This window comes from Pseudomonas sp. P9_35 (assembly GCF_034008205.1).
In the GTDB taxonomy this organism is placed as follows: Bacteria; Pseudomonadota; Gammaproteobacteria; order Pseudomonadales; family Pseudomonadaceae; genus Aquipseudomonas; species Aquipseudomonas kilonensis.
On the sequence record NZ_CP125373.1, the window covers coordinates 1128721 to 1144437 of the forward strand.

Annotated in this window: 11 protein-coding genes; 10 read left to right on the forward strand and 1 reads right to left on the reverse strand. The window is 54.1% G+C overall.

The genetic code is table 11. The features are described 5' to 3' along the window. Positions 1-416: 416 nt before the first annotated feature. Together QMK47_RS04810 and QMK47_RS04815 are read left to right on the forward strand one after the other, a co-directional pair. Positions 417-740 carry a hypothetical protein gene (locus QMK47_RS04810; RefSeq protein WP_235582563.1) on the forward strand — a complete coding sequence of 108 codons (324 nt, stop codon included), beginning with the start codon at positions 417-419 and terminating at the stop codon, positions 738-740. A 165-nt stretch (positions 741-905) separates the two neighbouring features. Beyond that, the gene (locus tag QMK47_RS04815; protein WP_060613273.1) at positions 906-1349 is read left to right on the forward strand and encodes a hypothetical protein; all 444 of its coding nucleotides are present in this window, start codon (positions 906-908) and stop codon (positions 1347-1349) included. Between the two features lie 169 nt (positions 1350-1518). On the opposite strand, the gene QMK47_RS04820 is transcribed toward QMK47_RS04815, so the two are convergent. Next, positions 1519-1956 (reverse strand): hypothetical protein, encoded by a 438-nt coding sequence (locus QMK47_RS04820; RefSeq protein WP_320389877.1) that lies wholly within the window; start codon positions 1954-1956, stop codon positions 1519-1521. 437 nt (positions 1957-2393) lie between these two features. Between QMK47_RS04820 and QMK47_RS04825 the strand changes: the two genes are divergently transcribed. The 8 genes from QMK47_RS04825 (at position 2394) to QMK47_RS04860 (ending at position 15588) form a co-directional block, all read left to right on the forward strand. Further along, positions 2394-2735, forward strand: a complete 342-nt coding sequence (locus QMK47_RS04825) for a DUF6124 family protein (RefSeq protein WP_265072670.1) — start codon at positions 2394-2396, stop codon at positions 2733-2735. Between the two features lie 432 nt (positions 2736-3167). Then, the gene (locus tag QMK47_RS04830; RefSeq protein WP_320390509.1) at positions 3168-10787 is read left to right on the forward strand and encodes a DUF637 domain-containing protein; all 7620 of its coding nucleotides are present in this window, start codon (positions 3168-3170) and stop codon (positions 10785-10787) included. A 9-nt stretch (positions 10788-10796) separates the two neighbouring features. Then, positions 10797-11054, forward strand: a complete 258-nt coding sequence (locus QMK47_RS04835; RefSeq protein ID WP_320389878.1) for a hypothetical protein — start codon at positions 10797-10799, stop codon at positions 11052-11054. A 168-nt stretch (positions 11055-11222) separates the two neighbouring features. Further along, the gene (locus QMK47_RS04840) at positions 11223-11624 is read left to right on the forward strand and encodes a DUF6911 family protein (RefSeq protein ID WP_320389879.1); all 402 of its coding nucleotides are present in this window, start codon (positions 11223-11225) and stop codon (positions 11622-11624) included. A 250-nt stretch (positions 11625-11874) separates the two neighbouring features. After that, the gene (locus QMK47_RS04845; protein WP_320389880.1) at positions 11875-12354 is read left to right on the forward strand and encodes a hypothetical protein; all 480 of its coding nucleotides are present in this window, start codon (positions 11875-11877) and stop codon (positions 12352-12354) included. 275 nt (positions 12355-12629) lie between these two features. Beyond that, a complete protein-coding gene (locus QMK47_RS04850) occupies positions 12630-13664 on the forward strand; it encodes a hypothetical protein (protein ID WP_320389881.1) in 1035 nt (344 codons plus the stop codon). A gap of 781 nt (positions 13665-14445) precedes the next feature. Then, positions 14446-14931, forward strand: a complete 486-nt coding sequence (locus QMK47_RS04855) for a pentapeptide repeat-containing protein (RefSeq protein WP_320389882.1) — start codon at positions 14446-14448, stop codon at positions 14929-14931. Between the two features lie 189 nt (positions 14932-15120). Next, positions 15121-15588: a hypothetical protein gene (locus QMK47_RS04860; protein ID WP_320389883.1), complete on the forward strand. Its 468-nt coding sequence runs from the start codon at positions 15121-15123 to the stop codon at positions 15586-15588. Positions 15589-15717: the final 129 nt, after the last annotated feature.

The window sequence follows — 15717 nt, forward strand, 5'->3', positions numbered from 1 at the left end:
CGAGTGTTCCCTCGAGGATATTGCGTCAGACTATACCGTTTCACCCGAACAAAAAGGGGCGGATTTATTTTGTGAAGCGCAGAGGGACAGATTTTTTGGTTTTGCTCGGGTTATAAATAAATCTGTCCCCTTTCTTGGTCCCCTTTCTTTAAGGTATTTACCGGGAAGAAACCGCATCAGACGACTCCTGGAATAGAGGAGTGTGACACAGGAGAGGTACAACCCCGCGACTGGGAAACTGGAAAAATCTGTGATCGAGTACGACCAGTATGGCCGGCAGGTTAAAAGAACGGATTACACTAATCACGGATATGGGAACCAAGAAAAGCCTGCGGAATATCATTCCGACCCCCACACGCATACCTATGAATATGGTCCAGGCTATGGTTCCAATGGGAAAGAGACGAGGATCAATAATGATTAGTCTTCCAGAGTTGAATGAATTGCTTGTTGCTCACAACTGCTTGCATGCAATTAGTATTCAGTTGAATGTTGACGGGATGGCTTATGATTTATCTCTATCGATTTCGGCCTCTGAAAAGGTAGGGGCTGATGTCGTGAATATCAGATTCATTGATATTTGCCAATTTACGTCCCATGATTTTGGCGGCGGATTAACTCAGTTGATGCACATGAACGTTAATAAGCTGGATTCCGGCTTTGATAGGATGCGTTATCAATTGAGTGATCTTGAGGATAAAAAATTGTCGTTCTACTTCTCATCATTCTCGCTTGATTAGCTGGTGCAAAAGCAACTGGGTAATGAGACTGAAAAGGGGACAGATTTATTTTGTGAGGCGCAGAGGGTCAGGCTCATTGCTTTTCTTGGTTTATAAATAGATCTGTCCCTTTTCTCTCCTTCTTTTCTCTGAGTCGAGATAAAAGCGTGCCTTGGAGGGCCATTGATGCGACACGATGTTGTTTTACGCTTTGTAGTGATGACTTTATTCTGCTTCACGCTGACCGGGTGCATTCATTACGAACATAAAAGCGCAGAAGGAAAACCCTGGGACGAGGTCGCGACAATTCGGCAGTTCGACAAGCATCTGTCGATAGACGAGATCGATGACGATACGTCGCTATATTGGCTAGCCCGCCAAACCGAGTATCGAGTCGGAGCAGGACGGCATAAACTTTCCGTGCAGTACGCTATTGGAACCGGATACTCACGTCCAATTGAAATGACCGTGGATTTGGTCGGTGGCCGTACCTATGGGCTTTATGGCGTTTCTTCGATGAAATGGTGGTATTACGAAGTTCGTGATGTCGAGACAGGGCGTTCCGCGAAAGTTATAGAGCCGGCGGTCACAACGACGCCTTCTGAATCAGCCGGGCAGGCGGTCCAATAATATTATCGTGTAAAGGGCGTTTGCTCTCTGTCGGTTGGCGTAGCCGTTGGCGATGAATAGCGAGGGTTGCTTCGCAGCCCAGCGGGAGCAAGCTCCCTCGCCACAGAAGCCGGATTGTTGATCGCTCGCCCATGGCGCAGTTTTATTTTGCTATCCCCTTCTTTTGTGGTTACAGCGGACACCACGGGTCTCCCCCATTCGCGCTTTCCAGGATCTTCGGAAAATTTCGTCCAAATCCCCAGCCTGAGGCCACGGCAGTCATGGTGGTTTTGCAAGCGGGGTTCTTTTCCGAGACGATCACGTTCATATAGAACTGGCTGCCGTAGATCGTTGGTGCCCATAGCACCATGTCGCTTCTGTCGGCATTGCTGTCGACTTTCAATTGGATGGTATTGACGAGTCTCCCACCCGTCGTGAGCTCGGTCACTTGTGGGTGAAAGCAGTGGTTCAGGTAGCCTTGCACCCGCTCTTCGACCACCGCCCGCTCTTGCGACAGGCAGTACTCGGGGCTGGTTACGCCAGTGTTCAGCAGTTCGTCCTTGGTATACGGATGCAGTGAGCAGCCGCTCAATAGCAGAAAAACGATCCCTGTAAATTTCTTGTACAAAACTCATGCTCCATCAGAGGTTGTGGGCTGCCAAAACTGATTGCCGCAAGGGCGGCGGGCGGGACTATACGCAATTTGTGCCTTTATGGAATCGTTAAACAGACTTGTCGTAGGAATCGACGGAACGAATATTCCCCATTGACTTGCAGGACATTTCCTAGAAAATTCCAGCCTCTTGCGCCTGCTGATTTCGGTGCCTAGTCTTTGTCCACCGCTGCCAATTCAGCGGTCGGGTTTAGTCGCTCGGTATTTCGTTAGGCGCAAGGTCTCCTTGAAGTCAGGCTGCGTTTTCTCGCCGATTTTATGGTGGCTGTGCGCAGGGCACTTTCGGGTGCGCCGGTTTCCTAACGTCCCGGTCGACTAACCTGCGCACAGCCGCCACCCCACTTCGTTTAGTCGCGAATAGTGGCGGATCCGACTGACGTTAGGAGGTCCATATGGACAAACTCATCCCCGACCCACCCGTTCCACCGCTGCATCTGGACATCGCTGCCGACGCCAACGCCGAACGTGTCATCGATTCCTATCTGAACCCCAAACCCGCCCAGCCTGACAAGAAGCCGCCTCCGGACCAGTTGTTCACTGTCGTGGAGGGCGTCGATGCTGAAAGCCTGTTGGCCAATCTCAGCGAAACCTTGGCCTCCGCCAATGCCATGGCCAGCGATCTGGCGTTCGACCTGGAGGATTCTCGACGGAATTTTGCATTAGGGCTGCAACAGTTGATCGAGCTGAGTCAGCTATTGGCAAACCGTGCACTGGATGTCATCGACCCTAGATAAGCGCTTGAAACTGACAGGGATAGGCCACGTTTGTCCGAGAGAAGGTGACAGTGCTTCTTCGAGCCGTGGTCTGTTCCTGAGGGATCTGATACGTCGTTTTTGTTGTGTTTTTCGACACGTCCTGTGGGACGCATCTCTTTTTTGCATGGAAAATCCCCGCTCTCTTGAACCGAAAGCGATATGCAGAGTCTTGTGTGCGCGTGGTTTGCGCATCAGCAACGTGAGTGTTTTAGGAGGGAAGCCGGTTTTTGGCTGTTCGTCCGCTCACGAGCTTGCTGTCATTTGCATATCGAGGGATCGAACATGTTCTTACCCGCCCATTGGGTGAGGTTATGCCTGGCGCTGCTGTGCCGTTCTCCGCTAACACTCGCTTACGCCTTCCTGGCCCGCCAGCCTTCTGCTGCCCTGCAAACCCGCGACGCCTTCTGGGGCATGCCCAAGCGCGGCCTGGCGTTCCTGCTGGCCAACGTCATGTTCTGGCAGCCGATGTGGGCCCAGGCGGGCGGCATCGTGGTCAGCGCGCCGGGCACCAGCCTCGGCCAGGCCGGTAACGGCGTGCCGGTGGTCAACATCGCCAAGCCCAACGGCAGCGGCCTGTCCCACAACCAGTTCAAGGACTACAACGTCGGCAGCAACGGCGTAATCCTCAACAACGCCACCAACCCCGCCCAGTCCACGCAACTGGGTGGGATCATCCTCGGCAACCCGAACCTCCAGGGCACGGCCGCGAAGGTCATCCTCAACGAAGTCAACGGCGGCAACCCGAGCCAGTTGCGCGGCTACACCGAAGTGGCGGGGCAGTCGGCCCACGTCATCGTCGCCAACCCCTATGGCATCACCTGCAATGGCTGCGGGTTTATCAACACCCCGAAGGCGACCCTGACCACGGGCAAGCCGATCATCGAAAACGGCCAGGTGGGCCGCTATCAGGTGGACCAGGGCAGCGTCGCCATTGAAGGCGCGGGCCTCAACGTGAACAACGTCGACCGCTTCGAAATCATCACCCGCAGCGCCAAGATCAATGCCGAGATCCAGGCCAAGAACCTGACCATCGTGGCTGGGCGCAATGACGTCAACGCCAATACCCTGAACGCCACTGCCCGTGCCGATGACGGCAGTGCGAAACCAGAACTGGCTATCGACTCGTCGGCGTTGGGTGGTATGTACGCCGGCGCGATCAAGCTGGTGGGCACCGAGGCCGGGGTTGGTGTGAAGCTGGACGGCAAGATGGTTGCCAGTGGGGGGGATATTCAGCTGGATGCCAATGGTCATTTGAGCATGGCGCAGACGGCTGCTGCCGGTGCCATCGTCATCGACGCCAAAAGCCTGGAAACCCGTGGCCAGGTGTACGCCGGTAGCCGCCTGGACGTGAAGACCCAGGGCGACCTGACCAGCCAGAGCAACCTGGTAGCCCGCAACAACGTTCATCTGGACAGCGGTGGCACACTGAGCAACAACGGCATTATCGAAGCCGGGGTCAACGCCGATAACAGCCGCAATACCACGGGTGATGTCACCCTCACCGCCAAGCAGTTGAACAACGCCGGCAAAACCGTCATCGCCAGCCACGACCTGAATGTCACGACTACCGCAGCGCTGAACAACCAGGGCGGCACGCTCAGTGGGCAGGGCAAGACCACCGTCACCGGCAACGTTGTGGATAACCGCAATAAAGGTCGGATCCTGGGTAACACCGAACTGCACCTGAGCGCCGATCAAGTCCTCAACAGCCAGGGCGGCCTGATCAATAGCCAGGGCCTGCTGACGGCCAACCTGGGCCATCTGGAAAACAATGCAGGTGAACTGTCGAGCCTGAACAGCGCGACCCTGGTCCTCGACAGCCTGGACAACCTGACCGGCCTGGTCATGGCCGGCAAAAATCTCGACATCACTAACACCGGCGCGATCAATAACCGGGGCGGCGAACTGTCCAGCCAAGGTGTCATGACCGTGCACACCGCCAGCCTGGACAACAGCAACAAAGGCACCGTCGCCGCCAATGGCAAGTTGCTGGTCAGCGCCACCGGCGCGGTCAACAACGCCGAAAAAGGCCTGCTCGCTAGCCGTGCTGCCGAGGTCGAGCTCGATGCTGCCAGTCTGAATAACGCCAAGGGCACGCTGCAAGGCGAGGGCCTGGTCACCGTGGATGTATCCGGCGACATCGATAACCAGGGCGGCAGCATCATCGCCAAGGACGCCAAGCTGAATGTCTTCGCCACCAACCTGGACAACCGTGGCGGCGTGCTGTCCAGCGTCAAGGCCGCGCTGGAGGCACGAACCACCGGCGTGCTGAAAAACGGCTATGACGTGAACCGTCAGGGCGGCACGATCCAGGCTCAAGGACTCAGCATCCGAGCCTTGGCTGGGCTGTTCAACGACGGCGGACGCATCGCTGCGCAAGCCGGCGATGTCGTGGTCACCAACGCGGTGGCGGATATCAACAATCGCAACGGCGGGATATACGCCACGGGCAAGGTCTGGGTCACTGGCCGGGGCATGGACAACAGCGGCGGCGGGCAGGTCAGCGCCAGTCGCATCGACTTTGACCTTTCGGGTGCGCTGAACAACAACGCCGGCGTCATCGAAAGCCAGGACAGCCTGGACATTCTGGCCGCCAGCCTGAGCAACCAGAAAGGCCAACTGCGCACCCTGGGCCAGAACAGCACCACGGTGTTCAAGATCGGTGGCCTGTTCGATAACAACGACGGCACCCTGGAAACCGCCAGTAATGACGTGGGCTTCAACACCGGCAGCGTCCAGAACGTGGGTGGCAAGCTGCTGCACACTGGCCTGGGATTGTTCGGCATCAGCCAAGCCAACCTGGGCCAGGCGGGCGGTCAGCTGGTGACCTACGGCAACCTGACGGTGACGGCTGATCGCTGGACCAACAACACGGCGATCCAGGCCGGGCACCTGGTCGTGAATGTCGACCAGTTGACCCAGACCGCCACCGGCCAACTGCTCAGTACCGACAGCATGGTGGGCCGCGGCAGCAACTGGCGCGTCGACGGCCTGATCGGCAGCGATGGGGCGATCGACCTGCAACTGACCGGCGCCTATACAGGCAACGGCCGCTTGAGCAGTCTCGGCACCTTGGGCCTCAAGGCCGCGCTGATCAGTCTGGAGCAAAACGGCAGTATCGCTGGCGGTGGTAACACAACCGTCGTGGTCGATGGCGTCCTCAACAGCTACGGTCGGCTGACCTCGGCGGCGGACCTGAGCGTCACGGCCGCCACGATCAACAACTACGGCACGTTGGGCAGTGCCGGCGCGCTCGGCGTATCGACCGGCGACCTGCTCAACGAGCACGGATTGATCTTCAGCGGCGGCAATACCAGCCTGCGCGTCAATAGCCTGACCAACCGCTATGCCGATATCTACAGCCTGGGTGATCTGAGCATCGATCGCGACGGCCTCGGCACGCGTGCCAGCCGCATTCTCAACAGCTCCGGCTCGCTGCAGAGCGACGGCAACATGCGCCTCGCGGCCAGCACGATCGACAACGTCCGCGAGATCTTGACCACCCACGATGCAGGCATCTACACCGCCTCGATCAGGGAAGTGGCCTGCATCCCAGGTGATTGCGACGGTCCCAAGCAAAACCACGTCTGGCAGATCATCCAGCGCGACAAGTTCGAAGTCACCGCGGCCAGCGCCGCCTCCAGCATCACCACCGGCGGCAACCTGAATATCCAGGGCGACACCCTGACCAACCGGAGCAGCAGCATCGGCGTCGGCGGTGCATTGACCGCCAACCTCGTCAGCCTGAATAACATCGGCATCGAGACTGGCGAGACCGAAACCTCGCGCACCTTCAGATCCCAACGCACGCGCCACCCGAGTGGCTGGCGCACCGCCGCGAATGACTTCACCAACAAATACTGGTTGCAGAGTCCGGACTACAACGCCAACGACCTGGGTGGCCTTGAAGCAGCGATGAGCCGCTTCATCGGCATGACCGAGACTGAGTTTCTGCAGTTTCGCACCCAGACCAGTACTACCGATAACCAGACCTATGCCGCGATTATCCAGGCCGGTGGTGCCGTCGACATTCCTACCCAGGGCGACCTCAACAGCGGCGTCGTGCGAGGCGGCTACAACTACGTTGGCGCCGGCCCGCGTACCGACACCCAGGCCGACAACGCCTTCTCGACCCGCATCAGCGTCAATCGGCAGCTACCCCCGAGCCTGACCCAGCAACAAGTCGATCCGCTGACCTTGCCGGGTTTTGACTTGCCCACCGGGCAAAACGGCCTGTTCCGCATGAGCGGCGACGGCTCGGCCACGCCAACCCAGAGCACGGGCCTGACGCAAGTGCGTGGCCTGCCGGACCGTTCGTTCCAGGCCAACCCGCAAAAGTACCTGATCGAGACCAATCCGGCGCTGACCGACATGCGTCGGTTCATGAGCTCGGACTACCTGCTGACAAACCTGGGTTACGACCCCGACGTGGCCGCCAAGCGTTTGGGCGATGGCTTCTACGAACAACGCCTGATCCAACAGGCGGTGATCGCCCGCACCGGCCAACGCTTCCTCGACGGCCAGAACTCCGACGACGGCATGTTCAAGTACCTGATGAACAATGCCATCGCCAGCAAGGACAGTCTCAACCTGTCCCTGGGCGTCAGCTTGACCGCCGAACAGGTTGCGGCCCTGACCCATGACATCGTCTGGATGGAAAACCGGACGGTGAATAATCAACAGGTGCTGGTGCCGGTGCTTTACCTGGCTCAAGCCAACAATCGTCTGGCGCCGAATGGTGCGCTGATTCAGGGCTCAGACGTCAGCCTGATTGCTGGTAAGAATCTGAACAATGCGGGCACCTTGCGTGCGTCCAGCAACCTGAGGGCGACGGCGGGCGACAGCCTGGTCAACAGTGGGTTGATGGAAGCGGGTGGTCGGCTGGATGCGTTGGCGAGTAATAACCTGACTAACAGGGCGGGTGGGGTTATTGCTGGGCGGGATGTCAGTGTTGTTGCTCTGACTGGCGACGTGACTAACGAGCGTACCGTTACCACCCACGAAAGCGACAGCGGCTACCGCAGCGAACGCACCGACTTCATCGACAGCGCCGCACGTATCGAAGCCGGCAACAACCTGATCATCAGCGCAGGGCGTGACATCAACAGCGTCGGCGGCGTGCTGAAAAGTGGCGCCGACACCACCCTAAACGCCACGCGCGATGTCAATCTCATCGCCGCCGAACGCATCACCAGCGGCACTCGCGGCCGGCATCGCGACCAAGACATCAAGCAATACGGCTCCAGCCTCGACAGCGGCCGCGACCTGACCGTCAACGCTGGTCGCAACCTCACCGTTGTCGGCACTCAGATCGATGCCAAGCGCGACGTTGCCATGGCTGCTCAAGGAAACTTGACCTTCGCCTCGGCGGCGGATGAGCAGCATTCCTACAGCAAGAGCAAGAAGGTCACCCGCCAAGAGGACCACGTCAGTCAGGTGGCCTCGACGGTTAATGCGGGGCGCAACGTTGTAATGAGCGCGGGGCAGGATTTGGCGATGATCGCCAGCAAGGTCAACGCTGCAAACCAGGCCTACTTCGTGGCGGGTGGCAAGCTTGAGCTGCTGGCTGCGCAGAACCGCGACTATTCGCTGTATGACATGAAGAAGAAAGGTGGTTGGGGGAGTAAGAAGACTCAGCGGGATGAAGTGACCGATGTGAAAAACATCGGCAGTGAAATCACTACCGGGGGCGACCTGCGATTGGTCAGCGGCGGCGACCAGCTGTATCAGGTGGCGAAACTGCAGAGCGGCAAGGACATCACGCTGGACAGTAGCGGTTCCATTACCTTCGAAGGCGTGAAGGATCTACATCAGGAGAGCCACGAGAAGACTGACAACAATGCGTTCTGGGTCTCGTCCAAGGGTAAGGGCAAGACCGACGAAACCTTGCGCCAAAGCCAGTTTATTGCTGAGGGCAATGTTGCGATCAAAGCCGTCAACGGTTTGAAGATCGATATCAACCAGGTCAATCAGCAAACCGTCAGCCAATCCATCGATGCGATGGTCAAGGCTGATCCGCAATTGGCATGGCTCAAGGACGCGGAAAAACGCGGTGATGTGGACTGGCGTCAAGTCAAAGAGATCCACGACAGCTTCAAGTACAGCAACTCCGGCTTGGGGCCGGCTTCGCAGATCATCATTGCGATTTTGATGGCAGCGGTCGTTGGACCGTTAGCGGCAGGCGCAATGGGAACCGCGACTGGAGGGATGGTCGCCGCCGGAACAATTACGGCGGAGACGGCTGCTGGTATTTCAGCCGCGGCCGGCGCCGTGGCAGCGGGAGCTGCAACAAACGCGACCGTCAGCGTTGTCAATAATCGCGGCAATCTTGGCGCCGTGTTCAAGGACGTGACTTCTTCAGATGCCATGAAGGGGTATGCCATCGCTGGCGTTACAGCAGGGCTGACGGCTGCATATTTTGATGGGTGGACTGGCACTGAAACGAATACCGCAGTCGACAATGTAAGCACGTCGAGCTCACTGAGCACTTGGAAAGGCGTCGGTCAATTTGCCGCCAACCAAACGTTGCAGAACGGAACCTCCATGTTACTGAGCAAGGCGCTTGGACAGGGAGGGAGTGCTAGCGATGCGTTGAAAAGCGCGCTGTTCAACACCTTGGCGGCAGCAAGCTTCAACGCGGTGGGCGACTACACGAAGAATGTGTACGCCCCGGGCTCGCCACGGAAAATTGTGATTCAAGCAATGGTGGGCGGGCTTCTCGCCGAAGCTACTGGCAGTGATTTCAAAATCGGAGCCTTGGCAGCGGGGGCTAACGAGGCGCTAGTTGGGCATCTCTACGATCTGGTTAAAGGTGATCAAAACCTGCTGAGCATGAGCTCCCAGATGGTTGGGTTGCTTGCGGCAGCTTCGCAGGCGGATGGAGATGCCAGCAAGCTAGAGAAAGGTGCCTGGGTGGCGAGGAACGCCACGCAGTACAACCATTCGTTGCATGAAATGCAAACCGTTGCATTGGATGAGCAACGTCGACGCAACCCCGATAACAAGGCCCGCCTCGATGCAGCTGCATGTGCATTGACCCACTGCAGTAAGTCCGTTCCGTCGAGTGATAAACACTACGATGAGCTCGTGAAACGAGAAACGCTAGGGCAAGGGTTTACTGAGGAACTCGCGCTACTTAAAAGCACAGGACAGTTTGATTATGGCTTTGGAGATCGGATAGACGACACCCTCAGTGCTCATGATGAGTTAATTAACGACCTAGGGTGGACGGGGAGTGCGGCCGTGGAGGCGGGAGCGGGCACGCTCTCTTATATGGGTATGGTCGGCTCCGCCCCTGCCTGCGTAAGCGTTGTAGGTTGCGCGGCACCATTCGCCTTGGGATCGGTGGGAACTCTCGCGTTTGCAAGCGCAGCTGAATCTTTCGACCAGACCAATGCTCCTTATATCTCAGCAGAGGGTGAGCGAGTTCTCGCTTCATTTGATCCTGCTCAGTACCCCGGAGAAGCGAGCCCGACCGGGGATCTCGGCTATAAGGCTGCTCAGTCGCTGGCAGAACTGCTAGCCGCGCACGTTGGGGGTAAGGCACTATCCGGAGAACTCTCCTCTGCTTTGAAAGGTGGCGCTACTCCCAATCTGGGTGGTACAGCAGATGAGCTTCTAAGCGGGGCAAAAGCTACTGAGCCCTTGAAAGCGTTGCCGGCACCCCGGCAAATTGAGGCGTCGTGGGGCTCTAACACCTATAAGCAAGGCGGGCTGATGACGGGTATGGCAAATAACACCTATAAGCCCGGCGGACTGATGACAGGCATTGAGCATGTCTTCTATCGCCATGGCCCTGACTCTGGGTTCTCCAATACAAGTAAATTTGCTGCTGGGACATCTGTAAAAGATGTTTCGAGCTATGTTGATCGCGCTTTGCAATATGGGAAGGTAACTCCCAATGGTCCGGGTGGGTATGTGGTTGAGTACAACGTTGGAAAGACTATTGGCGTGGATGTTTCTGGAAAGCCAACCAGTGTTCTTAAGGTAAATATTAGGGATGGAATCATAAATACGGCATTCCCCAAATGAGATTGTGCTATGAGTAATGATTTGCTTAGCGCCTTTTTGGAGCAGGAGTTTAATGATTCTGTTCGAGAGGTGCTTGAGGCCGCAGTGAAGGACTCTTTAAGGCCAGGGGCGCAGGTCGCCATAAGAAGTTTTGAATTCAACTGTTTTGATGTTGTGTTGGACTTTGAGTGTGGCACGGTTACTTTAGGGGATGTCTTGTCTTCAGACGCGGATAGTGAGCAGAAAATGTCGCTGCTGTTTTTCCTGAGGGCATGCGGTTTGAGCTAATGGTACAAAAGGCACAGGCGATTGGGCAAAATTGAGTGGCCAACTCGCTGAAAAAAAGGGGACGAAAAAAAGGGGACGGATTTATTTAAGGCGCGGAGAGCGATGCCCATGCTTTAGTGTTAAATAAATCTGTCCCCTTTTTCGAAGTCTATTAAGGAGAAAAAATAGATGATCATCGGAGGCTATACCCTTAGTCCTGAGCATGGCAGATCGCAAATCCCTCTTATTGATCAGCCGACCTTGGAAGATGTAAGGTCCATTATATGTGAATATAGTAAAGTCGGCGGCGTCGCTTCGTTGTCTATTTTTCCGGCACCTGAAACCGGGCCTTACGAAATCAATCTTTATGCTGATTCTGGAAATTATATTCTGATGCTGAACCAATACCTTGATGATGGTGAGCATGTTGTGCGTACTCTTAATAATATGTCGGCTGGAGCAAAAATGGTTGATGTTCTGGGTGATTACTATCCGGAAAGTTTTATCACAAGAAATATAGATATTGTTATTTCTTGTTTTCAAGAATTTTTGAGGTCCGGTGATGTAAGCTTTGCAGTGTTGAATTCTTAAAGTAAAAAATATGTAGGGTGCAAAAGGATCAATGCGAAAGGGGACAGATTTATTTTATGAGGTGAGCAGGCTTGTTGGTTTGTACGTTGATAAATAAATCTGTCCCTTTTTTCGTCCCTTTTTTCAATTGCTACTCTCATTGTGCTACGTTCCCAAGTGCTCTAGGAATACCGATCCCGGAAAGTTCTGGCGTTATGAAAGTTTATATACCTCATCTGGAACAGCTTGGGACGCCGTGGAGACCATTGAAATGAACAAGCAGTCAGATTTTTTACTTGATAAGGTGTTGAGGCATGATCTTGTTTTGGTTCATGTGACTGGCGCTCCACGCCCGCAGGTCTTGCGGGCGAAAATTGGGCGGATATATTCTACAGGGGAAGGAGTTGTTCGCGGTTTTCTTAATTCGGAAGTTGAGTTCATTCGATCTGGTGGTGCGTGGGGGGATGTAGCCCTTAAAGTTGGTGAGCAGGCTATTTTGTTTGTTAAATCGATTTCTGGGAAGTTGTATGAAGATCCTTGGCAAGGGCATATGGTTGTGGAGGATATTGAGGGGGATTTATATGCGATCTATCCTCGCAAGGAATTGTGGTTGAGTGACGATGTCCCAACTTTAATTAGGGGGGGCTCCCGGCAAGACCCGAAACGCTTATATGCAACCGCAATTCGTTTTGATGTGATGGAAGAGTATTTGCTAGGTTTGGTAGAGAAGTATGGTGAGGGTAGGTCGTAGTATGTTATTAAAAGGTGGTAAAAAATGGCGGCAGATTTGTTGTTTTGCTATTTATACGTACATTTGGCGTTGTTTTGTTTGCCAGTCGCGAAGTGTGAGGCGTTGAGACCTGATGCTCTGCAAAAGTATTAGGTTCGGTCATCAAAAATTATGTCTTCTGAGTCGGCTGGGTCAGTAACCCCCTGAACCAATAAGCTGAGTTTATTTATCTTGCTGATGCATAAGATTTTTTTCTATTTTTTTTTTTAAGCGTCAATGATGCGCTTGGAGCATTCATGAAGAAAACAACGCTGCTAATTTTTGGCTTGATTCTGACGTTATCCGGCTGCAAATCCAACGTCCGGGACTCTTCTCCTAACCTGCTTCGCGACGGTATCCAATTCCAGCAGAAAAAGGTTGTCGTCGATGCGCAGCACGCCAAGGTGATCATGAAAGCGACGGGCAATGTCGTCCCTGTGGAATTTGCAATCAGGCGAGCGACGGACCCAGACCGGCGTATGGATGTGCAGGGGACAGTGGTGGATTCCGGTCGCGGCAAAGTGTTCGGCTGGATTGCCAAGCTCAACGAAACGGCCCACAGCGCGACCTTGAAGCATTTCCCTCAGTTGGAAGTGCAAGCTGATCCCGATCAGCCATTCGAGGTATCGGGTTACGCCACTGGCGAAAGTATCAACCGCGGTTATCGTTGCGGTCCGATCAGCACCATTTTCACGCCGGAGAAAGGCAAGGTTTATCTGGCGGAACTCCAGTTTGTGGGTGGAGGCTGTGAACTGCATACCTATGACATTACGCAGCCTCAGGAGCGTATTCCTGTCGTAGGTAGCGCGCAAAACGGTGGCTTCGCCAACGCAGTCCCGGGTTGCAAGTCGGCAACGACCTCGGTGAATAATCAGCCGGTCACAACACAGTTTTGCATCAAATCCATCATGCTCCAGCCTTCGCAGTATCGCGTTAGCGTCAACGATCAGACTGTTTTCAGCGGTACCGATTACGAGCGCGTTGCTTTTGTAAAAACCGTTAAGGAAGGGGCCGTAACCGGTGGTTGCAATGAAATGATCGAGGCGCAGTCGGGCACTACTCAAAAGCCTGTCGCCTTTAAAGACCTGCCAGCTGATTTAGTAGCGGGCTGCCACATTACTGCGGACGCTGAGGGCAGAGCCCAACCGTTTAGTAAAGATGAAGCCTGTGACAAGGTGTTCTACAAGGCCATGATGCCGGTTTTAGGCAAGGTAGTACCCGTCGAGGTGGCACGGCAATGTGTCGTCAGAATAGGGGGGCAGACAGTATTTGAGGACCGTTTCAGTTTCTGACTTAAGATTTGAGATGCGTTTATATGAGGATGTGGTCCTCCATAATATTTTCATTTGTTTTCGTTGCTAATTCTGTATCTATATACCTAAGTAGTAATTCATGTGGGAAAAAGGGGGCGGATTTATTTGCTTGCTCAGTTATTAAATAAATCCGTCCCCTTTTTCAGTGGGAACTCTCGCGTTTGCCAGCGCAGCTGAATCTTTCGACCAGACCAACGCTCCTTATATCTCAGCAGAGGGAGAGCGAGTTCTCGCTTCATTTGATCCTGCTCAGTATCCCGGAGAAGCGAGCCCGACCGGGGATCTCGGCTATTAGGCTGCTCAGTCGCTGGCAGAACTGCTAGCTGCGCACGTTGGGGGTAAGGCACTATCCGGAGAACTCTCCTCTGCTTTGAAAGGTGGCGCTACTCCTAATCTGAGTGGTACAGCAGATGAGCTTCTAAGCGATGCAAAAGGGGCAGTTCAGGGGGGGGTCTAAAGGATCAGACGTAACCCCAGAAATTATTCAAAAAGCACTCCAAGGAGACAAAACTATTAGTGCGCAAGATGGTGTGTCTCTACCTGCAATTCAGCGATATGTCGATACACTCCTAAACGGGGACATAGCTCCAGCGATTAAGATGGATGGTAATGTGATTGTAGACGGGAATCATCGATATATTGCGGCAAAAGTACTGTGTAGAGAGTCTGATGTAGTACCTGGGGTGTTGACGCCCTATAAAGCTGAAAAGAAAAGACCGACCGCTAGTCTAGAAATCTCTCCGTTAGATTGGGGTAATAAATGATTGCTATAAGGTTTGAATCAGGTGAGGTTTTAGAGTTTCCATTTGATAATTTTGTTGGGGCAGATTTTAAAGAGGCAAATTTACATCGGGCGATTTTTGAGAGGGATGATGTTAGTTATGCTGATTTTACTGGTGCAAATCTGAGGAACGCTGTTTTTTACTTCGTTATATTGAATGGTGCGAAGATGAGGCGCGCAGCGCTAATGAATGCCATTTTAATAGGCTCAGTAATGAGGGGGGGTGATTTATCAGAGTCTATCCTTGCCTACGCGGACTTCTCAAGGACAGATCTTTCAATGGCAAATTTTACGGGGGCGGATGTCGAGGGGGTGAATTTTCAAGGGGCTGAATTGTATGGGGCAAATTTTGAGGTTGTGCAAATAGATAAATGTAATTTGGCTGGCGCGATGTATGATGAGTGGACGCTTTGGCCTGAAGGATTTAATCCTGTTTTGTATGGGGCTATTAAAAGTAAGAAATAGCAAAAAGCAGCAAAAAGGGGGGCGGATTTAAATGGCGCTTACTTAGCGGCTAACCAGCTGATACACCTATAAAAAATTAAAACGTCTGGCCGAGTGCTCCCTCGAGGATGTTGTGTCAGGCCAAACCGTTTTCACCCATAGCTTCTAGTTTCGCTAGGGGCTTTTTCATGCTTAGACGAGTCATTCAAGATGTTGATGAAGCTGGCGCCGAAGAAACGGCGCAATCCGCGTAATTTCTATTTGGGTATCGCTGCGGTAGTACTGATTGCCGGGATTGGACGCTATTTCGCGCTCAAAGCCGAGCAGGAGAAGATGGCCCAACAGGCGCTGCTGGTCGAGCACCTCGCCCAGCTGGACGCGACGCTGCCAAAGCAACTGGATGCAATTACCACCCTTGAGTACGTCGGTTTTACGTACGGTGACACGATCTTCTACCGCTACAGGATCGACTTAGCGGCGAGCAGCCTCTCCGAGGAACGCAAGGCCAGCATGGAGGCGAGAATACGCCGTGATTTGGAGGAACTGGGCTGCAAGGAACCGCAGTTGCTGACGATGATGCGCAGGTTCAAGTTTCACCAGGAGCATCACTACCTGGCCAGAAACAGCACACTCTTTTCCATTGAGCTTCGCCCTGAACAGTTGAGCTGCCCAAAATGATGCCGGAGCAAAAAGGGGACAGATTTATTTTGTGAAACACAGAGGGGCAGATTTGTTGGTTTTGCTCGGCTTATAAATAAATCTGTCCCCATTTCTGGTCCATTTTTGTAAGAATTAGAAGGACCGGTC